Below are 25,056 nucleotides of genomic sequence, written 5' to 3'. Positions count from 1 at the left end.
CTATCTTGAGCGTGCCGCCGGCCGTAAGCCGGTTCCTGACGGAGGCGCTCATGGCCATCGCCATCAATGGTACGGACTACTCGTTGCCCGACGATCCCCGGGTTTCGCTGCTCGACCTTCTGCGTGAACGGATCGGCCTGACCGGCACCAAGCTGGGCTGCAATCAGGGCGCCTGCGGCGCCTGCACCGTCATTCTCGATGGCGAGCGAGTGCTGTCCTGTCTGACACTTGCGGTGCAGGCGGACGGGAGCGCGGTAACCACCATCGAAGGCCTGAGCAAGCAGGGTGACCTGCATCCCCTGCAGCGCGCATTCATCGAGCACGATGGCTTGCAGTGCGGCTATTGCACGCCCGGGCAGATCTGCTCAGCGGTCGCGATGCTCGGCGAGATACGCCGCGGCGATCCCAGTTATGTCACCGCCGATCTGGTTGCGGGGCAGGACAGCACCACCCGCGAGGAAATCCGCGAGCGCATGAGCGGCAATCTGTGCCGCTGTGGCGCCCATCACGGCATTGTCGAAGCGATCGAAGAACAGCTGGTTGGAGACGCCGCATGACGCCGTTCGATTATAGGCGCGCCGCCGACCAGACTGAAGCCCTGTCGTTCGCTGCAGCCAGGCACTGCCGCTTTCTCGGCGGTGGCACCAATCTCGTCGATCTGATGCGGCAGAATATCGAAGCGCCCGCGGCGCTGGTCGATGTCAGCCGATTGCCTGCTACTATCGATGAGACCTCCGAAGGCGGCCTGATCATCGGCGCCGCCGTTCGCAACAGTGCGGCGGCCGCGCATCCCGTCGTGCGTGCGCATTATCCGATGCTGTCCCGTGCGCTGCTGGCCGGCGCGTCGGCACAGATTCGCAACATGGCCACCGTCGGCGGCAATTTGCTGCAGCGAACGCGTTGCAGCTATTTCTATGACGCGGCAGGATCACGCTGCAACAAGCGCGATCCCGGTGCGGGCTGCGATGCCATCGGTGGCCTCAGCCGCAATCACGCGATCCTCGGGACGTCCGAGCATTGTATCGCGACACTTCCATCGGACATGAGTGTGGCCTTTGCGGCGCTGGATGCCACTGTGCATCTCGACGGTCCGATGGGACCACGCAATGTGCGGCTGACGGACTTCCATCAACTGCCGGGGACAACGCCGCACATCGAGACCGTTTTGCGGCCAGGCGAGCTCGTCACCGCAATCGCGATATCCCCCAGCGCTGCCGCAGCCAATTCGCGCTATCGCAAGGTCCGCGATCGTTCGAGCTACGCTTTCGCGCTGGTGTCCGTCGCCGCGGGGCTGGATGTCGCCGACGGCCGGATCAGGGACGTACGGATAGCTCTGGGCGGTATCGCCGCAAAGCCATGGCGCGCTGTGCAGGCTGAAGACGTCCTGCGCGGCGAGGTGCCGACCCGGGAGAACTTTCTGCGCGCCGCCGATGTCGAACTCGCTGCGGCTAAACCCACCGAAGCCAACGCTTTCAAGATCGAACTCGCAAAGCGAACCATGGCCGCCGTTCTCGGCGATCTGACAGGAGCAGGCGCATGAGCAAGCTGCAAAATGCGATCGTCGGTGGTGTTCGCACGGCGATGGGCTATGTGCCATCGAGCTGGCTGCCGGGTGGCACGCGCGATCCGCTGATCGATAAGCGCGTTACCCTCGGCACGCAGCAGTCGCGGGTCGATGGTCCCGACAAAGTGCAGGGCGTTGCACGCTTTGCTGCGGAAGTGCGAATGGACGGGCTGGTCTATGCGGCCTGCGTGCATTCGACCATCGCGCGCGGCAAGATCACCGAACTCGATCTTGCTGCCGCGGAAGCCGCACCGGGCGTGGTGTTGGTGATGACCCATCGCAATGCGCCGAAACTGGCGCTGCCGCCGCCGATCGGCATGACCAACCTCAAGGCCGCGGGCAACAACATTCTCCTGATCATGCAGGACGCAGAGATCCGCTGGAATGGGCAGACGGTGGCGCTGGTGTTGGCCGAGACCCAGGAGCAGGCGAATTATGCGGCGTCGCTGATCGTGGTTCGTTACGAGCAAGCCGCGGCACGCACCCGGTTCGAGGATGCAAAAGCTGACGCGACGACGCCCGACTCGCTGATGATCGAGCGCAACCGACTGAAGCGCGGCGATACCGACGCGGCATTTCGAAACGCCGCGGGCAGTGTCGATGCAGTTTATCGAACGCCTTGGCATAATCACAATCCGATCGAGCCCAATGCCGCGACGATCGCCTGGCAAGGCGACCGCCTGATCGTGCATGACGCGACGCAGATGCTCAATGGCACCGCGGGTTCGCTCGCAAAAGTGTTCGGCATCAAGGATACGCAGGTCTTTGTCAGCTCCCCCTTCGTCGGCGGCGCTTTCGGCGGCAAGGCGCTGTGGGATCACCAGATCCTGGGCGCTGCAGCATCGAAACTCGCCGGCCGGCCGGTGCGGATCGCATTGTCGCGTGCCAGCATGCATCGATTGATCGGCGGCCGGAGCCAGACCGAGCAGCGCGTGGCGCTGGCCGCCGATGTGACCGGAAAGCTGAAGGCACTGTTGCATCAAGGTTTTTCCGTCAAACCCCCGCATAGCGTCTGCGACGAGGCCTTCACCCTGTCAGGCCGCTCGCTTTATGAATCGGAGAGCTACGATATCGTGCAGCACACGCTCGATCTCGATCTGCTGGCCAACACATTCATGCGCGCGCCCGGCGAGGCGGTCGGTACCTTTGCCATCGAGAGCGCGATGGACGAGCTCGCGCATGATCTCGGCATCGATCCGATTGCATTGAGGCTGCGCAATATCGGCGATACCGATCCGGTCAGCGGTGCGCCGCATTCCCAAAGTGACCTGACGCTGGCCTATGAGCTCGGCGCGAAAAAGTTTGGTTGGGATCGCCGCGCGGCGACACCAAAGTCGCATCAGGACGGCGAATGGCTGATCGGCATGGGCTGTGCCACCGGCTCTTTCCCCTATGTGCGCATGCCCGGCATGTCGGCGCGGATCACGATCGACAGCAATGGCCACGCCACGGTGTCGAGTGCCGCGCATGAGATGGGCATGGGCACTGCGACGGTGCAGCGACAGCATGCTGCGGATCGTCTCGGTTTGCCGCTCGATCACGTCACCGTGCGGATTGGCGACACCGATCTGCCTTTCGGCAGCTTTGCGGGCGGCTCATCGCAGACAGCTTCGCTCGGCGCTGCGATCAACGCGGCCAGCGTGAAACTGGCCGGGGATCTGCTGCGGCTGGCTGGTAACGACACGCCGCTGGCGGGATTGCGGGCGAACGAGATCGAATTCGCCAATCACGGCCTGCGCAAGGTCGGCGAGCCATCGCGCTACGAGAGCTTCGCGTCGATCCTCGAGCGCGCGTCGCGCAGCGAGATCAGCGCGATGGGAGAGAGCGGGGCACCGCTCGAAATCCTGAAATTCTCCATGCACAGCCGATCGGCCATCTTTTGTGAACTCCGCGTTAGCGAGGTGACCGGCGAGGTCCGGGTCACCCGTCTTGTTGGAGCGTTCGATTGCGGCCGCATCCTCAATCCCAAGACGGCGACCAGCCAGTTTCGCGGCGGCATGATCATGGGGCTTGGTATGGCGCTCACCGAAGAGACGCTACTCGACAAACGTAACGGGCGGATCATGAGTGCGTCGATGACGGACTATCACGTGCCCGTGCATCTCGACGTGCCGGAGATCGACGTGTTGTGGACCGACATTCCGGACCCTCGCACGCCGATGGGCGCGCGCGGGATCGGCGAGATCGGCATCGCCGGTGTTGCCGCCGCCATCGCCAATGCGGTGTTCAACGCGACCGGAAAACGTGTCCGCGATCTGCCGCTGACGCCGGACAAGCTGTTCGGCGATTGAAGGATCTCGATCGCGTGCAGCGCGGACAAGGCAAAAGAACTGGAATCACGGACCGCTGGCGGTCCGTGTCGATACCGGTATGGAAACGCGAAGTGAGCTTGAGGCTAGGCCTCAGGCGACCGCTGCATGCGCTTGCGGTGCATCCTCATGATCGAGCGCCCTGCTGATGTCACGGATGCTGATCACGCCGATCAGCGTGTGATCGTCGATGACCGGGACGTGCCGAATGTGATGCTTGTTCATCAGGTGTCGCACATGTTCGAGCGTGTCGGTCGAGTGGCAGGAAATCAATTCCTGGACCGAGATCATATCCGAGACCTTGCGATTGACGCCGGCAGCACCGTGTTCGGCGATCGCGCGCACCACGTCGCGTTCCGAGAACATGCCGACCGCGGTGTTGCCCTCGGTGCGGCACACGTCCTTCACGACCAGTGCGCTGATATTGCCCGTCCGGAGCAACTGCGCCGCGATGGCGACGGTCTCGTTCATGCGGACAGTGGCGATACGGGTGCTCTTCCTACGCAGGATATCTCCGACTTGCATGGCAATAACCTCCCTTGGCTGATCGGCTGAGGATCGATCTTGTAGGCGCAAGATTGGTATACGGTATGCCAGTTGTCAACGCAGAAACCAGCATATCGAGGGGCGGTGGATCAAGAAAGAAAGTCAGTGTTTCTGACGTTTATTTGCTGCACGGCGTGCGTTTCCTATGTGCTTCTAGCGCATTGGCGATATCCAGTCGGAGCTCTGGTATGCCAGTTGGGCATGAAAAAGGGGCGCACTCGCGTGCGCCCCTGAAATCTTGAACGAGCTTCGATTGATCAGGCGGTCTTGGCGCTGTGCGCCGCGGCTTCCGGTACGGCAGGCTCGCTCCCCAGAATGAATGCACGTCGCATCGGCTTGATAACGAACAAAGCGAGCAACGCAGCCGTGGCATTGAGCGCAACGGCGATCACAAACACGGCCTGCCATCCATAGCTCGCTGCGATCAGGCTCGCGAGCGGTACCAACAATGCCGCCGTGCCCTTCGCGGTGTAGAGCATGCCGTTATTCGTCGCGGCATATTTGGCACCGAACGTATCGCCTGATGTTGCCGGAAACAGACTGTAGATCTCGCCGAACACGCCGAAGTAGACGGCCGTCGCCAGCACGAAGACGAGTGGGTTGTGGCCATAGGCCGATAGTGTCAGCAGCATCAGCGCGGCGGTGCCGAAGGCGATGAACATGGTGTGTTCACGACCGATCTGATCGGACAACCAACCGAAGAGCGGGCGGCCGAACCCGTCAAAGATGCGATCGAGCGAGATGGCGAAGGTCAGTGCTGCCATCTGGAAGCCGGCCAGTGTCACCGGAGAATTCGCAATGTTGTAGTCGTGGGCGATCGGCGCGATCTGCGCTGCGGTCATCAAGCCACCGGCGGCGACCATCACGAAGACCAGATACATGACCCAGAAGATCGGGCTGCGCAGCACTTGCGGCGGTGTGAAATCCGTCTTTGTCTGCGGCAGATTGAGTTGTTTCCTCGTCACCGGCACAGCCTGCCCAGGCGGACGCATGAAGAAGGCGAGCATGAACACGATCACGCCCTGGCCGATGCCGAAGGTGAAGAAGGCGTGCTGATAGCCGCTCTCGGCAATCATATGCGCAATCGGCACGACGGTGATCGCAGCGCCAGCGCCGAAGCCTGCCGCCGTGGCGCCCGCAGCGAGGCCGCGGCGATCGGGAAACCACTTCAGAGCATTGCCGACGCAGGTGCCGTAGACCGAACCGGCGCCGATGCCGCCGACGACGGCGCCGGCGTAAAGCATCACCAGTGAGTCCGCATAGGAGTTCAGCACCCAGGCGAGGCTGATCATGGCTCCGCCGAACATGATGACGACGCGGGGACCGTATTTGTCGACGAACCACGCTTCGACCGGCACCAGCCAGGTTTCGACGACGACGAACAGCGTGAAGGCGAGCTGGATCGCGGCGCGACCCCAGTGATACTTGGCGTCGATCGGATCGACGAACAGCGTCCATCCGTATTGCAGATTGGCGATCATCGCCATGCAGACGATGCCCATCACGAGTTGAATCCAGCGGAAGCTGCCGGGTGGGTTGGACGCGGTGGTGAAGTCTGGATGAGCCATCGTGTTTCCTCCAATGCGCGCTTTTTCCCTTGCGGCGTGGTGTCGCTAAGGTTGTGGCGTATTGCCGCAGGCGTCGCTTGGTCGGAGACTGGTATATTATATTCCACGATGCAAGGTGGTCTTGGCCAATTGTTGCGTGAAGACGATCACGCCTTGGCGAGCAGCGCATCGCCCACGCAAAACGCGCCCAGCCAGGGCTGAGCGCGTTGTTTTCTTGAGGCTTTTTGCGTTTTAGGTCGCAAGCGCCTTGCTGACGACGACCTTACGCCAAGGCTTCAGCACCGCGATCGCGAGCAGTGATGCCAGGATATTGGCACCGGCGGCGATCAGGAACACGCTGTCCCACGTGCCCGACGACTGCTGCATGTAGTTCGCGACCGGCACCAGAAGTGCTGCCGTCCCCTTTGCGGTATAGAGCAGGCCGGCATTGGTCGTTGCGAACTTGGAGCCGAAGGTGTCCGTACACGTCGATGGGAAGAGCGAGTAGATCTCACCCCATGCGAAGAACACGAAGCCCGACAGCAGCACGAACCACAGGGGATCGTGGCCCCACATATACAGCGCCCAGATGCCCACGCCTTCCATGCCGAAGGCAATGAACATGGTGTTCTCGCGACCGATCATGTCGGAGATCCAGCCGAAGAACGGACGCGTGAGACCGTTGAGTACGCGGTCGATGGTGGCTGCGAAGGTGACCGCCGTCATCGTCATGGCCATCAGCGTGACGGGTACGTTGTCGATCTTCCAGTCGGCCGCAATGGGCTTCAGGTTGGCCGTCACCATCAGGCCGCCGGCACCGACGATCACGAACATGAAGTACATCAGCCAGAAGATCGGATGGCGGATGACTTCTGTCGGCGCGTAGTTGCGGCGGGTCTGGATCACGTTGGCGTTCTGCGTGACCGCCGGTACCTGCCCAGCCTTTGGCGCGAACAGGAAGAAGGAGAGGATCACGATGATGATGCCTTGTCCGAGACCGAAATACAGAAATGCAGTCTGGAAGCCGGAATCCTGGATCATGGCCTGGATCGGCGCGACCGTGAGGGCGGAGCCGGCACCAAAGCCTGCAGCGGTGATGCCAGCCGCGAGGCCGCGCTTGTCAGGAAACCACTTCAGGGCATTGCCGACGCAGGTACCGTAGACGCCGCCAGCGCCGATGCCCGCAACGATCATGCCGAGATAGAAGCCGTTGAGCGTTTCCGCCTGTGCATTGATCGCCCAGCCGATGCCGCAGAGAATGCCGCCGATAAGGACGACGAGCTTCGGGCCGTATTTATCGACGAACCATCCTTCGACCGGCACCAGCCAGGTCTCGAACAGAACGAAGAGGGTGAAGGCCCACTGGATCGACGCACGATCCCAGCCGAACTTCTTCTGGATGTCGGGGACGAAGAACGTCCAGCCGTATTGATAGTTGGCGATCATCACCATCGCGCCAACGCCGATGGCGAGTTGTGTCCAGCGGTAGGCATCGCTGACACGTGCGGCAGCTGGCGCCACCCCGTGAACTGCATCAGTCATAGTTCCTCCTAAAGCGCTGTTCTATTGAGAGCTCGACAGCTGCGAAGGATAGTTTGGTATATGATATGCCAACTAACAAGCGAAATCTTGCCAATTTGCCGCTGCAAGTTTCGCATGACTGAATGCTGTACTGCGATACTACAAGACAGCACAAAGCCGGCGGTCCAGACCGCCGGCTTTTGGGTTTGAACAGTTATTTGTATCGTTACTTACGCTGCTGCAGTGCGAGTACGCAGCCGGGTGAAGCCGTTCTGGATCACCGACCAGAACAGCGCGATCAGGCCGAGGATCATGATGCTGCTGACCAGTGTGTTCGAGAAGAAGATCCCAAGCGATCCCTGTGAGCCCAGCAATGACTGCCGGAAGGCTTCCTCGGCCTTGTCGCCAAGTACGATGGCGAGCACCAGCGGGGCGAGGGGATAGTTACACTTCTTCAGTGCGTAACCGATGATTCCGAATACCAGCATCATCACCACGTCGAAGGTCGAGTTGTGGACGGAATAGGCTCCGATCGCACAGAGCACCAGGATGAGCGGTGCAATGATGCTGAATGGAACCCGCAGGATCGCTGCGAAGATCGGTACGCAGGTCAGCACGATGATCAGGCCGACGAGGTTGCCGAGATACATCGAGGCGATCAGGCCCCAGACGAACTCTTTCTGCTCGACGAATAGCATCGGGCCGGGCTGCAGGCCCCAGATCAGCAGACCACCAAGAAGCACAGCGGCAGTTGGCGAACCGGGGACGCCGAGTGAGAGCATCGGAAGCAGGGCTGCGGTACCGGCGGCATGCGCGGCCGTTTCCGGAGCGATGACGCCTTCGATCTCGCCCTTGCCGAAGTTATTGCCGTTCTTGGAGACGCGCTTGGCGATCCCGTAACTCATGAACGACGCGGGTGTCGCGCCTGCGGGCGTAACACCCATCCAGCAGCCGATGACGCAGGAGCGCAGCGAGGTCATCCAGTATTGCGGCAAGCTCATCCAGGTACGGAGCACGACGCGAAGATCGATCTTCGCCTTGCCGCCCTGGAAGCGCAGTCCTTCCTCCATGGTGAGGAAGATTTCGCCGAGGCCGAACAGGCCGATGACTGCGATCAGGAAGTCGAAGCCATTGAGAAGTTCGGTCGAGCCAAACGTGAGTCGCAGTTGTCCGGTAATGGAATCGAGGCCGACCGCGGCGAGGGCAAAACCGATCATCATCGCCGCAATGGTCTTGAAAGGGGGCTCCTTACTCAGCCCGACGAAACTGCAGAACGCCAGGAAATAGACCGCGAATTTCTCCGCGGGTCCGAATCGTAAGGCGAAGCCTGCGACCAGCGGCGCGACCAGGGTGATCATGACGACGGCGAACAGCGCACCAACGAAAGAGGACGTGAAGGCGGCGGTCAGTGCTTCGGCAGCCTTGCCCTGCTGGGCCATCGGATAGCCGTCGAATGTCGTGGCCACCGACCATGGCTCTCCGGGTATGTTGAACAGGATCGAGGTGATCGCACCTCCGAACAATGCGCCCCAATAGATGCAGGACAGCATGATGATGGCCGATGTCGGCGGCATGCTGAAGGTGAGGGGCAGCAGGATCGCAACGCCATTGGCGCCGCCAAGGCCGGGCAGCACGCCGATGATGACACCAAGCACGATGCCGAGCACCATCACCGCGATGTTGAATGGCTGCAGCGCGACCGCAAAGCCCTGGAACAGATTAGCAATTTCTTCCATTTCGAGTAGTCCTCAGAAAGAGACCGGCAGACGCAACGGAATTAAAGATCGCGGAAATCAGAGACCGAGCAGATCCTCGAGGGGCCCCTTGGGGAGCGGCACGAGAAACCAGCGTTCGAAGATCAGGTAGGTAACGACAGGCATGCCAAGAGAGATAGCGGCGATGATCGGCCACTCATATTTGCCGAGCCAGCGCATGAACCATGCGATGAAGATCATCGACGACACGTAGAGTCCGATGAACGGCAGGACGCCGACATAGATGCCGGTGGGAATGACGACGCTGAAAACCTGGCGCAACTGGCCCCATTCGGCGAAAAGGCTGCCGTCGTCCTCGCGCAGCGTGTTCCAGATATTGACGAGGCTGGAGATGATGATGAACAGCCCGATATAGAACGGAAAGAATCCGGCTTTCGGTCCCTCTGCGCCCCAGTTGATGCCGGCCTTGACGCTGCCATAGACGACAATGGCGCCGAACAGGCCGATGACGGTGGTGACGCCGGCTTCGGCCGATTTGTGAGACGGGCCTGCGTTGTGAGATTGCTGCGTGGTCATGGACAACTCTGTGTGAGAGATCTGTGTCGATCAACGTGTCGCATGCGCCGGACTTGATGTGCGATCAGGTCCGGCGTCATGGTGCCCGCGTCAGTTGCCTTGCGCGAGGAAGCCGGCTTCCTTCATCAGCGTCTCGTGGCGCTTCTCTTCGGTGCCAACCCAGCTGGCGTAGTCACCACCGGTCATGAAGGTCGTGTTGAAGGCGCCGCTCTTCATCAGGTCCTGCCACTCGGGCGTCGCGCGGACCTTCTTGAACAGTTCGACATAATAATCGATCTGATCCTTCGTCGCTTTCGGCCCCATGAAGATGCCGCGCAGCATCACATATTCGATGTCGAGCCCCTGTGACTTGCAGGTCGGAATGTCCTTCCAGCCCTTGCCGTCGGCGACCTGCTCGTCATAGGCCATCGGCTTGCTGTCGAAGACGCAGAGCGGACGCACCTTGCCGCCGCGCCACTGCGCGACTGCCTCGATCGGATTGTTCACGGTTGAGTCGACGTGCTGACCAACGAGCTGCACTGCGACTTCACCGCCGCCCTTGTAAGGGATGTAAGTGAACTTGCTGCCGATCGCTTTCTCGACTGCGACCGTGATGATCTGGTCTTCCTGCTTCGAGCCCGTGCCGCCCATCTTGATCGTGCCGGCTGGTGCGGCCTTCACGGCGTCGATATAGTCCTTCACGGTCTTGTAGGGCTTGTCGGCATTCACCCACAGTACGAACTCGTCGAGTGCCAGCATCGCGACCGGCGTGAGATCCTTCCAGTTGAAGGGAATGCCGGTGGCGAGCGGTGTCGTGAACAGGTTCGACAACGTGATGATGATCTTGTGCGGATTGTTGTTCGCCGACTTCACGTCGAGGAAACCTTCACCGCCCGCGCCTCCCGACTTGTTGATGACGACAAGCGGCTGTTTCATCAGACTGTGCTTGGTGATGATGCCCTGAATGGTGCGCGCCATCTGATCGGCGCCGCCGCCGGTGCCCGCGGGAACGATCAATTCGACGGGGCGCGTCGGCTCCCATGCAGCAGATGCCGGGAGAGACGCTCCCAGGCAGAGAATGGATGCAGCGGCGGCCAGCGTGAGACATGAACCAAGGCGTTTCATTGTTTCTCTCCCATTCGTTTTGATAGCGTCGATCGTTCGTCGACTTTGAAATCGTCAGTGCGTGGTCGGCTCTTCCTTCGAATGTCCTGACTGCAGGTGTTCAAACGCGCCCTTGCATGCGCCATATGCGCACGTCAGACTGTCGAGCATCGAAGCGGCTCGCCTGCAAAAAGGATGAGTGGGTCTGGATCGCTCTGTCATTGCGCATACGGCATTGCTTGCCCGCGAAGGCAGCGCAGCCTTTGTCCTCCCCAGGTATGCTTTCTATTCAGACGTGAAGCATTACCGTTCGCGCATTTTGGTATGCGATATGCCAAGCGGCAAGCGATTAGAGCCGTTAAAAGCCGGGGAGGCTGAAATGTCGCAGGGAACGCGAGACGTCGCTGCGATGCAACTACACAAACAAAAAAAGGCCCCGGAAATCCGGGGCCAGTCGTCGGGAGGAACGCAGAGAATTTTGCGCGGGCTAGCCGCGCAAAAGTAGTGACGTCGCAGCCTTACAGGCCGAAGCGGGGCAGGTCGCCGTTGCGGGCCGAGATGCGTGCGCTGGCCATCAGCGCGCGATCGAGCGAGGCCATGAAACGAGCGAAGAAGCTGGTGGATGTCGCGAGGTCGAGAGAAGCAGTCTTCGACATGATTTGATCCTTTGCTGGAGGCCGCCCCGTCTTGGCGGCTCGTCATCTGGGATCAATTTACGTATACCAGATGCCAAGGACAATTGTCTTGTTTGCATGGCAGCATGAGGATTTTGCAGTGCGATATGGATCGATTTGATTTTCTTATTAAGGTTCCGCCTTGGTCACCACAAATGAAAAAGGCCGCCAATCGGCGGCCTTTCGCATCTAATTGTATGAAATCGCTGCAAAAATTACTCAGCGGCGACCTTGCGCGGCGGATCGAGTGCGCCGGAGTCGTGGATTTCGGCCACCTGATGATCGCTGAAACCCAGCACCTGCCTGAGGATTTCGTCGGTATGTTCGCCGAGCAGGGGCGAGCGGGTTACTTCGGTGGGGCTTTCCGATAGCTTAATCGGATTACCAACCGACAGATACTTGCCGCGCTCGGGGTGATCGACCTCGACCACGGTGCCGGTCGCACGCAATGACTGGTCTTCGGCCAGTTCCTTCATGGACAGGATCGGGCCGCACGGGATGTCGTCCTGGTTTAGGATTTCCATCGCCTCGAACTTGGTCTTGGTCATCGTCCACTGTTCGATGCGCGCGAAGATCGCGTTGAGCTTGGGCAGGCGCACCGCCGGCTTGGCATAGGCCGGGTCGGTCTTCCAGGTCGGTTCGCCGATCACGTCGCAGATCTTCTCCCACACCGGCGCCTGAGTGATGAAGTAGATGTAGGCGTTCGGGTCGGTTTCCCAGCCCTTGCACTTCAGGATGCGGCCGGGCTGACCACCGCCGGAGTCGTTGCCCGCGCGGGGCACGGCATCGCCGAACGGAATGCCTTCGCCGAACTGGCTGTATTCCTTGAGCGGACCGTGAGCGAGGCGCTGCTGGTCGCGCAGCTTGACGCGCGACAGGTTGAGCACGCCGTCCTGCATCGCGGCGGTGACCTTCTGGCCTTTGCCGGTTTGCGTGCGCTGATACAGCGCGGTGACGATGCCGAGTGCGAGATGCAGGCCAGTGCCGCTATCGCCGATCTGCGCGCCGGTGACGAGCGGCAGACCATCGCGGAAGCCGGTGGTGGAAGCGGCGCCACCGGTGCACTGCGCGACGTTCTCATAGACCTTGCAGTCCTCATAGGGACCGGGACCAAACCCCTTGATCGAGGCGACGATCATCTTCGGGTTGATCTGCTGAATCTTTTCGAACGGGAAGCCCATGCGGTCGAGCACGCCGGGTCCGAAGTTCTCGACGAGAACATCGCACTCTTTCATCAGCGCGGTGAGGACTTCCTTGCCCTTCGGGTTCTTGGTGTCGAGGGTGATCGAACGCTTGTTGTGGTTCAGCATGGTGAAATACAGGCTGTCCACATTCGGCACGTCCTGCAATTGGCCGCGGGTGATGTCGCCAACGCCGGGGCGTTCGACCTTGATCACATCGGCGCCGAACCATGCCAGCAACTGCGTGCAGGTCGGGCCAGATTGAACGTGGGTGAAGTCCAGAATGCGAACGCCTTTGAGCGCCTGTGTCATTGTTTTGCTCCCGTAAACTAGTTTTGCCGCCTCGGCATATGAGAAAAGGAGACGGGGTCTCGCGACCCCGCCTGATGTGTTATTTCTTCTTGCTGAGCACGCTCTGCGGATTGAGGTTGCCGATACGGCCGCTCTCGCTGCCGGCCGCCGGATCTATCACCGCATTGATGAGCGTCGGCTTGCCGGAATCCATCGCCGCATTGACGGCGCGCTTGAGTTCGTCGGGCGAGGTCGCATTGATGCCGACGCCGCCGAAGGCTTCCATCATCTTGTCGTAGCGTGAGCCCTTGACGAAGACCGTGGGCGCCACGTCGGAGCCGCCGGTCGGATTGACATCGGTGCCGCGATAGATGCCGTCATTGTTGAAGACGACGATGCAGACCGGCAGATTGTAGCGGCAGATCGTCTCGACCTCCATGCCGGAGAAACCGAAGGCGCTGTCGCCTTCGATCGCGAGCACGGGCTTGCCGGTCTCGACCGCAGCGGCGATGCAATAGCCCATGCCGATGCCCATGATGCCCCAGGTGCCGACATCGATGCGCTTGCGCGGCTGATACATGTCGACGATGCCGCGGGCGAGATCGAGCGTGTTGGCGCCTTCATTGACGAGCATCGCGTCGGGACGTTCGGCGATGATGGTGCGCAGAACACCAAGCGCGCCGTGGTAATCCATCGGCGAGTTGTTGTTCATCAGCTTTGGCGCCATCTTCGCGACGTTCTCGTCGCGCTTCGTGGTGACTGCTGATGTCCAGTCGGACGATGCCTTCTGCCAGCTCTTGCCCATGCCATCGAGCAGGGCGGTGACGCAGGAGCCGATATCGCCAACGACGGGCGCGACGATCTCGACGTTGGAATCCATTTCCTTCGGCTCGATGTCGATCTGGATGAACTTCTTGGGCGCGCTGCCCCAGGCCTTGCCCTTGCCGTGCGACAGCAGCCAGTTGAGGCGTGCGCCGATCAGCATGACGACGTCCGAGTCCTTCAGCACGGTGGAGCGCGCAGCGCCCGCGCACTGCGGATGCGTGTCGGGGAGGAGCCCCTTGGCCATGCTCATGGGTAGGAACGGAATGCCGGATGTCTCGACGAGTGCCTTCACGGCATCGTCGGCCTGCGCATAGGCTGCGCCTTTGCCGAGAATGATCAGCGGCTTCTTCGCCGATTTCAGCACGTCGAGTGCGCGCTTGATCGAATCCGGGGCAGGGATCTGCGCCGGCGCGGCGTCGATCACCTTCACCAGCGATTTCTTGCCCGCATCGGCATTCATCACCTGACCGAACAGTTTGGCGGGCAGATCGAGATAGACGCCGCCCGGACGGCCGGACACCGCGGCGCGGATCGCGCGCGCGAGGCCGATGCCGATGTCGGCCGCGTGCAGCACGCGGAACGCGGCCTTGCACAGCGGCTTGGCGATCGCGAGCTGATCCATTTCCTCGTAGTCGCCCTGCTGCAGATCGACGATCTCACGCTCGGACGAGCCGGAGATCAGGATCATCGGGAAGCAGTTGGTGGTGGCATGGGCCAGCGCCGTAAGGCCGTTGAGGAAGCCGGGTGCCGACACGGTCAAACAGACGCCAGGCTTCTTGGTGAGATAGCCGGCGATCGATGCGGCATAGCCGGCGGCCTGTTCGTGACGGAACGACAGCACCCGGATGCCCTCGGCCTGCGCCATGCGGCCGAAGTCGGTAATCGGAATGCCCGGCACGCCATAGATCGTGTTGAGGCCATTGAGCTTGAGCGCATCGATGATCAGATGGAAGCCATCGGTCAATTCCTGCTCGGCGGCTGCGTTGGTATCGATGCTCTGGACTACTGCGGACATCCCGCTCTCCCTGACTTTTCTTGTGACTGTTGGTCGTTGCTCAATTGGACGTGGTGCGGAGTGGTGAACCGTCGCGAGACGGCGCTTACGTAAACAATTCCTGGCCGTGGGCTTCGACATAAGAAGCCAGACCGAGCGTGTGATCGCGCGCGCGCTTTTCCGCGAGCTCGGTGTTGCGCTCCTCAAGCGCTTCGATGATGGCCAGATGTTCGGGCAGGGACGTCGCGGTACGGTCCGTGCGTCCGATGGTCAGCTGACGATAGCCACGCACATGCAGCAGAATATCGTTGGTCATATCGACCAGCACTGGCGACTCGCTGAGCGAGATCAGTGCCTGGTGGAAAGCGATATTCGCTTTCGAATATTCCTCAACGTGATCCTGTGGCAGACGGTCCTTGTTGAAGTCCTTGAAGAAGTCGCGCAGCGCCGAGATATCTTTTTTGCGTGCGGTGGTCGTGATCAGACGCGCGGCCATGCTTTCCAGCGCCGCCCAGGCGCGGATCATGTCGACGATCTCGACCTTGGTCTTTCTGACAACGACGATGCCGCGGCGTGGCACAGTCTTTACGAAGCCATCCTGCTCCAGCATCGCAATGGCTTCGCGGATAGGTGTGCGGCTGACACCGAGCCGTTCCGACAGAGCGCGCTCGTCAAGCATCACCGGATCGGGTGAGGTGTAGATGTCCATCTTAAGAATGGCTTCTTTCAAGGCTTCATAGGCCTTGGTCTTGAAGCTGGTCTCCGGTGCAATCCGAACGATCGCGATATCGGCTTCAGACATGACGGACGGCGCCTTGGTTTGTTTTCGCGTGGGCATGAATCATCTCCAGTCGAGATGTCCTACCACAGAAATAACGTCAAGAATTTTTGGCATACCAGATGCCAGCATGTCAAGATGACAGCTATTTCAGCAATTTTGCGCTGCAACGCGCCTTGACAATCAAGTTTCTGGCATACCAAATGCCATCAATCCGTCTATTGGAAAAGACGTGAAGGAGGAAGCCATGTCCCAATCGAATCTTGCCGTCAAAGAAGCAACACCATCGGCGAAACAGGCCGTCCGCAAAGTTCTAGATGCGGTCAAAGCCGACAAGCGCACCAGCCTGACCGCCCCCGAGGGCAAGCTTGTGTGTGACGCATACGGCATTCCCGTGCCGAAAGAAGGCGTGGCCACCTCAGCCGCTGACGCTGCCAAGATGGCAAGCGGCATGGGCTTCCCGGTCGTGATGAAGATCGTGTCGCCGGACATTCTCCACAAGACCGAAGCGGGCGGTGTCATTGTCGGCGTCAAGACCGCCGAAGACGCGCAGAAAGCTTACGACACCATTCTGGCCAATGCCAAGAAGTACAAGGCCGATGCGAAGATAGAAGGTATCCAGGTTCAGCAGATGCTGATGGGCGGGACCGAAGTGATCATCGGTTCGATCACCGATGGTTCGTTCGGCAAGCTGGTGGCCTTCGGCCTCGGCGGCGTGCTCGTCGAAGTGCTGAAGGACGTCACTTTCCGTCTCGCGCCCGCGACCAATGATGACGCGCTGTCGATGCTCGATGGCATTCAGGCCGCAGAGATGCTGCACGGCGTGCGCGGCGGCGATCCCGCCAACCGCGAGGCGCTGGCTGACATCATCGTCAAGGTATCGCAGCTCGTCAGCGATTTCCCGGAAATGGTCGAACTCGATCTCAACCCGGTCTTCGCCACCAAGAAAGACGCCATTGCCGCCGACGTGCGCATCGTCGTCGACTTCGACTACAAACCGCGCCCCGCGCCGCGCTCCAACGCCGAAATCGTCACGGCGATGAACCGCATCATGATGCCGAAGGCCGTCGCTGTGATCGGCGCTTCCGCCGAAGATGGCAAGATCGGTAATTCGGTGATGAAGAACCTCATCAACGGCGGCTACAAGGGCGACATCTACCCGATCCATCCGAAGGCCGAAGAGATCATGGGCCGCAAGGCCTATAAGAGCGTCAAGGATGTTCCGGGCGTGATCGACACCGCGGTATTCGCGATTCCTGCCAAGTTCGTGGCCGGCGCGCTGATCGAATGCGGCGAGAAGAAAATTCCGGGCGCGGTGCTGATCCCGTCGGGCTTTGCCGAAGCCAACGAGCCTGCATTGCAGGAAGAGATCGTCGAAATCGGCAAGAAATATGACGTCCGTCTGATGGGGCCGAATATCTATGGCTTCTATTATACGCCGGCCAATCTCTGCGCGACTTTCTGTACGGCCTATGACGTGAAGGGTTCGGCGGCATTGTCGTCGCAGTCCGGCGGCATCGGTATGGCGATCATTGGCTTCTCGCGCTCTGCCAAGATGGGCGTGTCGGCGATCGTCGGTCTCGGCAACAAGTCGGATATCGACGAGGACGATCTGCTCGCCTTCTTCGAGCAGGATCCCAACACCACGATCATCGCGCAGCACTGCGAGGATCTGAAGGATGGCCGTGCCTTCGCCGAAGCCGCCAAGCGCGTCTCCAAGATCAAGCCGGTTGTCGTCCTGAAGGCCGGCCGCACCTCGGCCGGCGCCAAGGCGGCCTCGTCGCATACCGGCGCACTTGCCGGCAACGACAAGATCTATGAGGACGTGCTGAAGCAGTCGGGGGTCATTCGCGCCCGCTCGCTGCGCCAGCTGCTCGAATTCGCTCGTGGCATTCCCGTGCTGCCGACGCCGAAGGGCGAGAACGTGCTGATTATCACCGGTGCCGGTGGGTCGGGCGTGCTGCTGTCGGATGCGGTGGTCGATAACGGCATGTCGCTGATGGCGATGCCGCCGGATCTGGATGCGGCGTTCCGCAAGTTCATTCCGCCGTTCGGTGCCGCCGGCAACCCGGTCGACATCACCGGTGGCGAACCGCCGATCACTTACGTCAACACCGTGAAGCTGGGTCTCACCGATGATCGCATCCACTCGCTGATCCTCGGCTACTGGCACACGATCGTGACGCCGCCGATGGTGTTCGCGCGCAACATGGTCGAGATCAAGAACGAGATGAAGGCCAAGGGCATCGAGAAGCCGATGGTGGCTTCGCTTGCGGGCGACGTGGAAGTCGAGGAAGCCGCCGAATATCTCTACCAGAACGGCATTCCGGCTTACGCTTATTCGACCGAACTCCCGGTCGAGGTGCTTGGTGCCAAGTACAAGTGGGCACGCGGAGCGGGCCTGCTGTAAGCAGCTTCGACCTATACACAAAAACAAAGCGCCGTCCGGGAAACCGGGCGGCGCTTTTTGCGTTTGCGGTTCTGGCTAGACGATCACCGGCTGCTCGGCGACGCCCTCGCGGCCGAAGATGCGCAGATAGCGTTCGATCTCCGCAGGGCTGCTGCCGGTGGTCTTGGCCGGATTGTCCGACAGCTTCACGGCCGAGCGGCCGTTGGCATAGGTGACCTTGCAGACCAGGCTGATCGGGTCGAGTGAATCGAGCCCGCGCGGATGGGCGCCTCGGAAGTCGTTGGTGGCCATGGTGCCCCAGCCGAAGCTCTCGCGGATGCGGCCGCGGAAGCGCTGATGCAGATCGATCATCAGATCGACTTCGAGACCGTCGCTGAACATCGCGCGCTTCTTGCGCGGATCCTCGCCGCGCATCGCGTACCAGGCGATCATCTCTTCGCCCGCCGCAACCGGCTCCTTGCTGTCCATGCGCATGCCGGTCCATTGTGAGGCCCAGGGCGGTGCGTCGCGCAGGAACTGCGTCATGCCGAACGTATCGGGCAGAATGATCAGCAATTCGCCGTCATAGACCTCCTGCCATTTCGCCAGCACGTCATATTGCGCGGTCTTCAGCTGGTCGTCGTTTTCGGCGAGGCAGGCGAACACCATCGGCAGTTCGTGCGAATTGGTGCCGATGGCTTCGAATGAATGCTTGAAGGCGAGCAGGGCGTTCGACGTTCCGACGAAGCTGCGGCCAAGCTCGTTGGCCATCGCGTCCGTCACCCATTCCTGCCACAGGAAGCCGTGGCGGCGACGGGTGCCGAATTCCGCGAGCCGCATGTCCGGATAGGATTTCAGCTTCTTGATCTTGTTCCAGATCTTGGTCTTGGTCTGGGCGTAGAGAATATCCAGCTCGAACTTGTCCAGCGTGGCCATGGCGATCCGCGACCGCAATTCGCTGACGATGGCGAGGGCGTAGATCTCCCACATCGTGACTTCGGCCCAGTCACCTTCGAAGGTGAGGACATATTGACCATCGATGGTCTCAAGCTTGTAGTCAGGCAACCTGAAGCTGCGCAGATACTCGATATATTCCGGACGGAAAATGTCGCGGCGGCCATAGAAGCGGTTGCCGGCCAGCCAGATCAGTTCGTTCTCTCGGAATGAAAGCGTGCGGGCATGATCGAGCTGCGCGCGCAGCACCGCTTCCGGAATGATCTCGGCAAGGCGGACGGTTTTGGTCCGATTGATCAGGCCGAAGGTCACGGGCACCTTCGGATAAAGCATCCAGATGAATTGATGCATCAGGAATTTGTAGAAGTCGGTGTCCAGCAGCGACCGGATGATCGGATCAAGCCGGTAGTTGTGATTGTGGACCCGGGTGGCGAAATCCATCATGGCAACGCCACTCCTGGTAACGTGCCTGATCGTGGCACCTGCACCGAAACGGCAGTGGCCGCATCGCTGACGCTGTCTTTGCAGCAGTTCATTAAATTGGCGTATCCGCCGGGTTTATCGATGTCAACGCAAGCGCTGAACGGCGCTTTCACAATCGAGGATTGTCGTGGCAGCCCAGCGTTTGTCCATCTGTTTTTGGCCCTGATCCTGCATCTGCGGGCATTGCGCAGAATTGTTTGCATGCTTACGATTTCCACCTGCCGGTGGGCGCCCCGAAACGATGAAGGACAGCACCATGAAAGTCGTCGATCTCTCCCACGTCATGAACATCCACACGCCCGGCTGGGTCGGCTATGCCGGCAACAAGATGTATTATGCGCAGAACCTGCAGACGCAGATGATCGTGGCGCAGCGGATCGAGACGGCGCTGCATGCCGGCACGCATTTCGACGGCGCGATGCACGCCACCGACGGGCGCAAGGGCGACATGGCCTCGCTGCCGCTGGACTACCTGTTCAATCGCGGCGTCGTCGTCGACATCTCAAGCCAGATGCACGACTGGGCGGTGATCACGCCTGAGATGCTTGAGAAGTCCGGCGCGGATATCCGCGAAGGTGACATTCTGATCCTGCACACCGGCTGGCATAAATATTACGAAGGTCAGGCGCAGCAGGATCTGGTGAAGTACTTCTGCTATCACCCCGGTCCGAATCTCGACACGCTGCACTGGATGCTGGAGAAGAAGATCAAATGGTTCGGCATGGACACGGGCTCCTGCGACCACTCGATGAACACCTCGATCCGTAATATGCGGCCGGACATCGCGGCGCAGTTCACCAAGAAGAACGGCAAGACGCCGGCGGAATTCTTCGGCACTTTCGAATACACACACAAGCTCTCGGGCCGGCATGTCTCTGCCGACATGTTCCCGTTCCACAATTACGCCTTCCAGGAAGGCTTGCTGCATGCCGAAAATATCGGCGGCGACATCGAGCTAATGCTGAACCAGCGTTGCCTGATCGGCGCCTTCCCATGGCGCTATGACGGGCTGGAGTCATGCCCGTGTCGTATCCTGTGCTTCACAGATACGGGCGATGCCTCGGTGGAAGCCATGGGGAACGCGGCGAAGGCGATCATGGGGTGAGGGCGTAAGGCCTATCCACGTCATTGCGAGGAGCGAAGCGACGCGGCAATCCAGTTCTTTCTTAATGAATGACTGGATTGCTTCGCTGCGCTCACAATGACGGCTGAGAGGTCAACGTTTCAACCGCGCATCCGGCGCGTTTGCCTGCAGCGTATTCTGGATGCCTTCGCGGAGCAGGGGATAGTCCGCGCGGTCCCAATCCGCCATCCGGATGTCGGCGAGCAATGTCGCTGATTTTCCGAACACCACGATGCGGTCACCCACGGCCATCGCTTCCTCGAGCTGATGCGTAATCAGGATCGCGGTCGATTTAAACTCCCGTGCCAGATCGACGAAGGTTTTTCGCAGCTCATTGGCGGTGACTTCATCCAACGCGCTGAAGGACTCATCCGCCAGCAGAATTTCCGGCTGCACGGCGAAAGCACGGGCAATCGCAACACGCTGGCGCATGCCGCCGGAAAGTTCGCGCGGATAGGCATTGGCGAATTTCTCCAGCCCCAGCCGCTTCAGCCACGTCATCGCGCGCTCCTGCTGAACATCTTCGGTGATGCCGATCAGTTCGAGCGGGAGCTTGACGTTATCAAGCGCGGAGCGCCACGGAAACAGCCTATCCTGCTGGAAGATCGTCGCGATCTTGCCGCGAAAGGCATTGAAGTCGTCATAGGGCGTCTTGCCGCCGATGGTGATGCTGCCGGCGGTGGGATGTTCGAGCCCGATCAACAGGTCGAACAGGGTCGATTTTCCGCAACCGGTCTTGCCCACGATGGCGATGAGTTCGCCAGGCTCGATCCGCAGCGACAACTGGTCGATGGCTGTGATCGACTGGCCGGATGTGGTCTGGCGAAACACCTTGCGCAACTGCGCGATCTCGATGGGCGCTGAAGCTGCCGTCATGCCCGCCACCGCAATACGTGCGTTTCGAGCCTGACGAGCAATGCCTCGAGGAAGAACAGCAGCACGACCAGCACCAGCGTCCAGGCAAACACGTCGGCCACCGAGAATAATTCCTGCGCGACCGAGAGCTGATGCCCGATGCCGGTTACCGCACCTACCAGTTCGGCGATGGTGACGACGCGGATGGCGAGGCTGAGCGTGATCTTCCAGCTCGTGATGATCCCTGGTGTGATCGCCGGGAGCATCAGCTTGTGAAAGAACTGCAACGGCGTCGGCCTGAATGAGCGGATCATCTGCTTCAGGTCACGCGACACCTCGCGCATGTTGTCGAGGGCGTCGACCGTGAAAACCGGTGCGCAGACCACAACCAGCACGAAGACGATGCGGAATTCGACGCCCTTGAACCACAGCACCGCGAACAGGATCCAGGAGACGACCGGTACCGCCATCAGGATCCGCACCATCGGCCGCAGATATTTCTCGATGCTTTCGGACAGATACATCAGCACTGCCACCAGCAGTCCGATGACGAAGGAGACGACCAGCGACAGCAGCACGCGGCCGAGCGTCACCGCGACGTCGAGAGGCGTGATCTTGGCAAGGCTCTGCGCAATGCGGCCGAGGCCCGGGATCGCGAAAGCGGGAATGCCCAGCGACGGTGCCAGATAGGACATGACCTGCCAGACCATCGCGAAGAGCACGATCGATATGATCGTCTCGCGCGGCAGGCTGGAGATCATCAGGCTTCGCGGTGACCTTGCGAAGATCGGTTCCTCGAATGGCGTGGCAGGTCTCGGCTCGTCAGGGGGCATAGATGATCGCTTCGTCAGGCAGCTTTGGATGGAAGCCGGCGGCGACGGCGCGCTCGAACGTATCCCAGATGCTCTTGCGTTCGGTGGCGTCCCAGGCTGGCTTGGCGTCGAAGTCCCAGCGCTTGGCGAGCACGGCTTCCTTCAAGATGCCGGGCGGCAGCTTCACGGTCTCGACTGCGATCTTGTCGGCACCATCCGGATCGCTGCGCAGATATTTGGTGACGTCCGCAAGCGCCGCGACGAACTTCTTCGGCGCATCCGGGGCTTTCTTGATGGTATCCTCGCGCATGGCATAGACCAGCTCCCAGCCGGTTGTGCCCGCAATCTCTTTCCATCCGTCATTGGCGTTGAAGATGATCTTCAGCGACGGATCGTCCTTCATCATCATGGTGGCGATCGGCTCGATGATCATCGCGGCATCGACGCGGCCGGCGGCAAGCTGCGCACGCGCTACAGCGAAGTTCGCGTTGACCAATGTCATGTCCTTGGCGAGGTCCATCTTTTTGGATTTCGCGTAGATCGACAGGATCTGGAATTGCCCGCTGCCCATGTCGGCGGCGAGTTGCTTGCCTTTGAGGTCGGCCAGCGACTTGATGGCCGGGTCCTTGGTGATGATGACGAGATCGGCGAGCGTGGCACCTGTTGCGACGATTTGCAGCGGCACGCCTTCGAGGCGCAGCTTCTGGAAGTAGGTCGGGCCGCCGATCAGCGTGTCGATTTCGCCGGTGGCGAGGCCTGCATAATAAGAGGAGAAAGAAGGGTAGACCTGAACTTCGGCCTCGAAACCGTTCTTGGTATCGAACTTCTGCGCCTTCATGATGTTGACGATGATCGGCGCGAAGACGGGAAGTGTCAGACTACCCACGCGGATTTTTGTCGGCGCCTGCGCCTGCGAATTTGTTGCGAGCGCGCTGCTCATCAGCGTAGCAGCTGTGCCCATTGTGAAGGCGCGTCGCGAAAGTCCGGTCATGACATCTCCTCAAGAAACGTTGTGGCGCGTGGCTTTTCGATCGGTTTATGCGGCGTTGCGATATTTGTTTGTAAGCAAATGATATGCCAAAATTGAATCCACTAAATCCTCTTGCAGTCGTGAAATAACGCTACTAGCATTTCGTTTGTGTGCAAATGAAATCTGCTCTGACTGCAGGAGGCGACGATGCCGCACGTGACGACGCCCGACGGGACGCAACTCTATTATGAGGAAGTCGGTACCGGGAGTCCTGTGGTTTTCGTTCATGAGTATGCGGGAGATTACCGCACCTGGGAGCCGCAGCTTCGTTACTTCTCACGCTCCTATCGCTGCGTTACTTATAGTCAGCGCGGTTATCCGCCATCGGATGTACCGACCGATCCAGCGCGTTACGGCCAGGATATTGCACGCGATGACGTCATCGCATTGATGGATGCACTGAAGATCGACAAGGCGCATATCGTCGGTCATTCCATGGGCGCGTCGACGGCGCTACATGTCGGCATTCACTATCCGGATCGCTGTTTGTCGGTAACCGCTGCAAGCTGCGGTTACGGCTCCAGTCCCGATCCTGCCTTTGTGGAGCAGGGCCGTGCAGCCTCGCGCGAAACCGCAAAAATGTTCGAGACGGTCGATTTTCCGACCGCTGCAGCGCGCTATGCCGATGGTGCAACGCGTCAGACCCACAAGAACAAGGACCCGCGCGGCTTTGCCGAGTTTGCGCGCATGCTGGCAGATCATTCTCCGGTCGGGCACGCGCTGACCATGCGCGAGTTGCAGGCCAAGCGGCCGATGCTGTGGGAGATGAAGCCGCAACTCGAGACATTCACGCCGCCACTGCTGATCATCGTTGGCGACGAGGACGATTGGTGCCTCGATCCCAGCATCTTTCTCAAGCGTACGGTGCCGACAGCAGGTCTTCTGGTATTGCCGCGTGCCAGCCATACCATCACCAGCGAAGAGCCGGCGGCATTCAATGCAGCGCTGGCTGAGCTTTTCCCGGCGGCCGAGTCCGGTCGCTGGATGTCGCACAAGCCGGCGGCCTGAGCGATGAGCACGCCCGGCGATATCGTCATTGATATTGCGGACGGCATCGCGACGCTGCGTCTGGCCAATCCGGCACGACGTAACGCGATCTCCACGGCGATGTGGAACAAGATCGCCGCCTTTGCCGGCGACGTCGCCACCCGCAAGGATATCCGTGTCGTGGTCATCCGCGGCGAGGGCGACCTGATGTTTTCCGCAGGCGCAGACATTTCCGACTTTGCCACGGCTCGATCAGGCGAGGGCAATGCCCGGGCCTATGACGATCTGGTCGAGAATACCTGTCTGGCGATCGAGGCGATCCCGCAGCCGACCATCGGCCTGATCTATGGCGGCTGCATGGGTGCCGGGTCATCCGTTGCTGCGAGTTGCGACATGCGCGTTGCTGCGGATGATGCCTTCTTCGCAGTACCCGCCGCCAAGCTTGGTCTGGGCTACGATCCGCGCGGTATCGCGCGCTTTATCCGCGTGTTCGGCGCCGGTGCGACGCGGCAAGTCTTGTTCACGGCGGATCGTCTGCCTGCCATACGCGCTCATGCGCTGGGCGCTGTGCATATCATCGCACCGAAGGCTGACATTGAATCGCTGGCCGGCGAGCTTGCAAGGAAGATCGCGGGCAATGCGCCGCTGACCATCAAGGCGGCCAAGGCTGCCATTCGTGCGCTGAGCACGAGTAATGCCGAACTCCTGGCTGAAGCCGAGCAGTTCTATGCCGCGGCGGACGCCAGCGCCGACTACGCCGAAGGCCGCAAGGCCTTTGCCGAGAAACGACCCCCGCGCTTTACAGGAAGCTGATTGACC

The 25,056-nt window shown here is 60.5% G+C and carries 21 protein-coding genes; 7 read left to right on the top strand and 14 right to left on the bottom strand.

The genetic code is table 11. The features are described 5' to 3' along the window. The first annotated feature begins 50 nt into the window (after positions 1–50). The 3 genes from AB7951_RS16775 to AB7951_RS16765 are packed head-to-tail and all read left to right on the top strand — an operon-like array spanning position 51 to position 3,855. Positions 51–557, top strand: coding sequence for a 2Fe-2S iron-sulfur cluster-binding protein (locus tag AB7951_RS16775; protein ID WP_120291205.1), 507 nt, complete (start codon positions 51–53; stop codon positions 555–557). Further along, positions 554–1,540 (top strand): FAD binding domain-containing protein, encoded by a 987-nt coding sequence (locus tag AB7951_RS16770; protein ID WP_120290941.1) that lies wholly within the window; start codon positions 554–556, stop codon positions 1,538–1,540. Before AB7951_RS16775 ends, AB7951_RS16770 begins: the two co-directional genes overlap by 4 nt. Before the next feature lie 41 nt (positions 1,541–1,581). Then, the gene (locus tag AB7951_RS16765; RefSeq protein WP_199712092.1) at positions 1,582–3,855 is read left to right on the top strand and encodes a xanthine dehydrogenase family protein molybdopterin-binding subunit; all 2,274 of its coding nucleotides are present in this window, start codon (positions 1,582–1,584) and stop codon (positions 3,853–3,855) included. Between the two features lie 111 nt (positions 3,856–3,966). Here AB7951_RS16765 and AB7951_RS16760 read toward each other — a convergent pair whose 3' ends face one another. From AB7951_RS16760 to AB7951_RS16715, 10 genes are all read right to left on the bottom strand, one after another. Further along, positions 3,967–4,398, bottom strand: coding sequence for a CBS domain-containing protein (locus AB7951_RS16760; RefSeq protein ID WP_089267110.1), 432 nt, complete (start codon positions 4,396–4,398; stop codon positions 3,967–3,969). Positions 4,399–4,676: 278 nt separating this feature from the next. After that, positions 4,677–5,987, bottom strand: a complete 1,311-nt coding sequence (oxlT, locus tag AB7951_RS16755) for an oxalate/formate MFS antiporter (RefSeq protein WP_120290945.1) — start codon at positions 5,985–5,987, stop codon at positions 4,677–4,679. 231 nt (positions 5,988–6,218) lie between these two features. Beyond that, a complete protein-coding gene (gene oxlT / locus AB7951_RS16750; protein WP_089267112.1) occupies positions 6,219–7,508 on the bottom strand; it encodes an oxalate/formate MFS antiporter in 1,290 nt (429 codons plus the stop codon). A gap of 209 nt (positions 7,509–7,717) precedes the next feature. Beyond that, positions 7,718–9,223, bottom strand: coding sequence for a tripartite tricarboxylate transporter permease (locus AB7951_RS16745; RefSeq protein WP_089267113.1), 1,506 nt, complete (start codon positions 9,221–9,223; stop codon positions 7,718–7,720). A 57-nt stretch (positions 9,224–9,280) separates the two neighbouring features. Continuing rightward, complete coding sequence (locus tag AB7951_RS16740) at positions 9,281–9,778, bottom strand: tripartite tricarboxylate transporter TctB family protein (protein WP_120290947.1); 498 nt, start codon at positions 9,776–9,778, stop codon at positions 9,281–9,283. Positions 9,779–9,868: 90 nt separating this feature from the next. Then, entirely contained in the window at positions 9,869–10,882 is a 1,014-nt protein-coding gene (locus tag AB7951_RS16735) for a Bug family tripartite tricarboxylate transporter substrate binding protein (protein WP_120290949.1), read from the bottom strand. Between the two features lie 497 nt (positions 10,883–11,379). After that, entirely contained in the window at positions 11,380–11,517 is a 138-nt protein-coding gene (locus AB7951_RS16730; RefSeq protein ID WP_199712085.1) for a hypothetical protein, read from the bottom strand. A gap of 233 nt (positions 11,518–11,750) precedes the next feature. Continuing rightward, a complete protein-coding gene (gene frc / locus AB7951_RS16725) occupies positions 11,751–13,028 on the bottom strand; it encodes a formyl-CoA transferase (RefSeq protein WP_120290951.1) in 1,278 nt (425 codons plus the stop codon). 79 nt (positions 13,029–13,107) lie between these two features. Further along, positions 13,108–14,847: an oxalyl-CoA decarboxylase gene (gene oxc / locus AB7951_RS16720; protein ID WP_120290953.1), complete on the bottom strand. Its 1,740-nt coding sequence runs from the start codon at positions 14,845–14,847 to the stop codon at positions 13,108–13,110. Between the two features lie 85 nt (positions 14,848–14,932). Further along, positions 14,933–15,664, bottom strand: coding sequence for a GntR family transcriptional regulator (locus tag AB7951_RS16715; RefSeq protein ID WP_068730533.1), 732 nt, complete (start codon positions 15,662–15,664; stop codon positions 14,933–14,935). Positions 15,665–15,851: 187 nt separating this feature from the next. Between AB7951_RS16715 and AB7951_RS16710 the strand changes: the two genes are divergently transcribed. After that, positions 15,852–18,014 carry an acetate--CoA ligase family protein gene (locus AB7951_RS16710; protein ID WP_093759141.1) on the top strand — a complete coding sequence of 721 codons (2,163 nt, stop codon included), beginning with the start codon at positions 15,852–15,854 and terminating at the stop codon, positions 18,012–18,014. Between the two features lie 75 nt (positions 18,015–18,089). On the opposite strand, the gene pncB is transcribed toward AB7951_RS16710, so the two are convergent. Beyond that, a complete protein-coding gene (gene pncB, locus AB7951_RS16705) occupies positions 18,090–19,391 on the bottom strand; it encodes a nicotinate phosphoribosyltransferase (protein ID WP_089267118.1) in 1,302 nt (433 codons plus the stop codon). Positions 19,392–19,686: 295 nt separating this feature from the next. Here pncB and AB7951_RS16700 point away from each other — a divergent pair, with 295 nt between their 5' ends. Then, complete coding sequence (locus tag AB7951_RS16700) at positions 19,687–20,535, top strand: cyclase family protein (protein WP_158596828.1); 849 nt, start codon at positions 19,687–19,689, stop codon at positions 20,533–20,535. Between the two features lie 111 nt (positions 20,536–20,646). Here the strand turns inward: AB7951_RS16700 and AB7951_RS16695 are convergent, their stop codons facing one another. From AB7951_RS16695 to AB7951_RS16685, 3 genes are all read right to left on the bottom strand, one after another. Further along, the gene (locus AB7951_RS16695) at positions 20,647–21,429 is read right to left on the bottom strand and encodes an ABC transporter ATP-binding protein (RefSeq protein ID WP_439061379.1); all 783 of its coding nucleotides are present in this window, start codon (positions 21,427–21,429) and stop codon (positions 20,647–20,649) included. Further along, on the bottom strand, positions 21,426–22,169 hold the full coding sequence (locus AB7951_RS16690; RefSeq protein ID WP_158596829.1) for an ABC transporter permease: 744 nt from the start codon (positions 22,167–22,169) through the stop codon (positions 21,426–21,428). Before AB7951_RS16690 ends, AB7951_RS16695 begins: the two co-directional genes overlap by 4 nt. 61 nt (positions 22,170–22,230) lie before the next feature. Continuing rightward, the gene (locus tag AB7951_RS16685; RefSeq protein ID WP_120290960.1) at positions 22,231–23,211 is read right to left on the bottom strand and encodes an ABC transporter substrate-binding protein; all 981 of its coding nucleotides are present in this window, start codon (positions 23,209–23,211) and stop codon (positions 22,231–22,233) included. Positions 23,212–23,397: 186 nt separating this feature from the next. Here AB7951_RS16685 and AB7951_RS16680 point away from each other — a divergent pair, with 186 nt between their 5' ends. Together AB7951_RS16680 and AB7951_RS16675 are read left to right on the top strand one after the other, a co-directional pair. Then, on the top strand, positions 23,398–24,258 hold the full coding sequence (locus AB7951_RS16680; RefSeq protein ID WP_120290962.1) for an alpha/beta fold hydrolase: 861 nt from the start codon (positions 23,398–23,400) through the stop codon (positions 24,256–24,258). Positions 24,259–24,261: 3 nt separating this feature from the next. Beyond that, complete coding sequence (locus AB7951_RS16675; protein ID WP_120290964.1) at positions 24,262–25,050, top strand: enoyl-CoA hydratase-related protein; 789 nt, start codon at positions 24,262–24,264, stop codon at positions 25,048–25,050. Positions 25,051–25,056 lie beyond the last annotated feature (6 nt).

Source organism: Tardiphaga sp. 285_C5_N1_2, assembly GCF_052076065.1.
GTDB lineage: Bacteria > Pseudomonadota > Alphaproteobacteria > Rhizobiales > Xanthobacteraceae > Tardiphaga > Tardiphaga robiniae.
This window is presented reverse-complemented; position numbering and strand designations above follow the sequence as displayed.

Bases quoted from the DNA above. Each gene is read 5' to 3' on its own strand.
- AB7951_RS16680 (WP_120290962.1), top strand. From the start codon at position 23,398: ATGCCGCACGTGACGACGCCCGACGGGACGCAACTCTATTATGAGGAA.
- AB7951_RS16765 (WP_199712092.1), top strand. From the start codon at position 1,582: ATGGGCTATGTGCCATCGAGCTGGCTGCCGGGTGGCACGCGCGATCCG.
- AB7951_RS16740 (WP_120290947.1), bottom strand. From the start codon at position 9,778: ATGACCACGCAGCAATCTCACAACGCAGGCCCGTCTCACAAATCGGCC.
- pncB (WP_089267118.1), bottom strand. From the start codon at position 19,391: ATGATGGATTTCGCCACCCGGGTCCACAATCACAACTACCGGCTTGAT.
- oxc (WP_120290953.1), bottom strand. From the start codon at position 14,847: ATGTCCGCAGTAGTCCAGAGCATCGATACCAACGCAGCCGCCGAGCAG.
- oxlT (WP_089267112.1), bottom strand. From the start codon at position 7,508: ATGACTGATGCAGTTCACGGGGTGGCGCCAGCTGCCGCACGTGTCAGC.
- AB7951_RS16710 (WP_093759141.1), top strand. From the start codon at position 15,852: ATGTCCCAATCGAATCTTGCCGTCAAAGAAGCAACACCATCGGCGAAA.
- AB7951_RS16735 (WP_120290949.1), bottom strand. From the start codon at position 10,882: ATGAAACGCCTTGGTTCATGTCTCACGCTGGCCGCCGCTGCATCCATT.
- oxlT (WP_120290945.1), bottom strand. From the start codon at position 5,987: ATGGCTCATCCAGACTTCACCACCGCGTCCAACCCACCCGGCAGCTTC.
- AB7951_RS16775 (WP_120291205.1), top strand. From the start codon at position 51: ATGGCCATCGCCATCAATGGTACGGACTACTCGTTGCCCGACGATCCC.
- AB7951_RS16770 (WP_120290941.1), top strand. From the start codon at position 554: ATGACGCCGTTCGATTATAGGCGCGCCGCCGACCAGACTGAAGCCCTG.
- AB7951_RS16730 (WP_199712085.1), bottom strand. From the start codon at position 11,517: ATGTCGAAGACTGCTTCTCTCGACCTCGCGACATCCACCAGCTTCTTC.
- AB7951_RS16690 (WP_158596829.1), bottom strand. From the start codon at position 22,169: ATGATCTCCAGCCTGCCGCGCGAGACGATCATATCGATCGTGCTCTTC.
- AB7951_RS16685 (WP_120290960.1), bottom strand. From the start codon at position 23,211: ATGACCGGACTTTCGCGACGCGCCTTCACAATGGGCACAGCTGCTACG.
- frc (WP_120290951.1), bottom strand. From the start codon at position 13,028: ATGACACAGGCGCTCAAAGGCGTTCGCATTCTGGACTTCACCCACGTT.
- AB7951_RS16745 (WP_089267113.1), bottom strand. From the start codon at position 9,223: ATGGAAGAAATTGCTAATCTGTTCCAGGGCTTTGCGGTCGCGCTGCAG.
- AB7951_RS16760 (WP_089267110.1), bottom strand. From the start codon at position 4,398: ATGCAAGTCGGAGATATCCTGCGTAGGAAGAGCACCCGTATCGCCACT.
- AB7951_RS16675 (WP_120290964.1), top strand. From the start codon at position 24,262: ATGAGCACGCCCGGCGATATCGTCATTGATATTGCGGACGGCATCGCG.
- AB7951_RS16700 (WP_158596828.1), top strand. From the start codon at position 19,687: ATGAAAGTCGTCGATCTCTCCCACGTCATGAACATCCACACGCCCGGC.
- AB7951_RS16715 (WP_068730533.1), bottom strand. From the start codon at position 15,664: ATGCCCACGCGAAAACAAACCAAGGCGCCGTCCGTCATGTCTGAAGCC.
- AB7951_RS16695 (WP_439061379.1), bottom strand. From the start codon at position 21,429: ATGACGGCAGCTTCAGCGCCCATCGAGATCGCGCAGTTGCGCAAGGTG.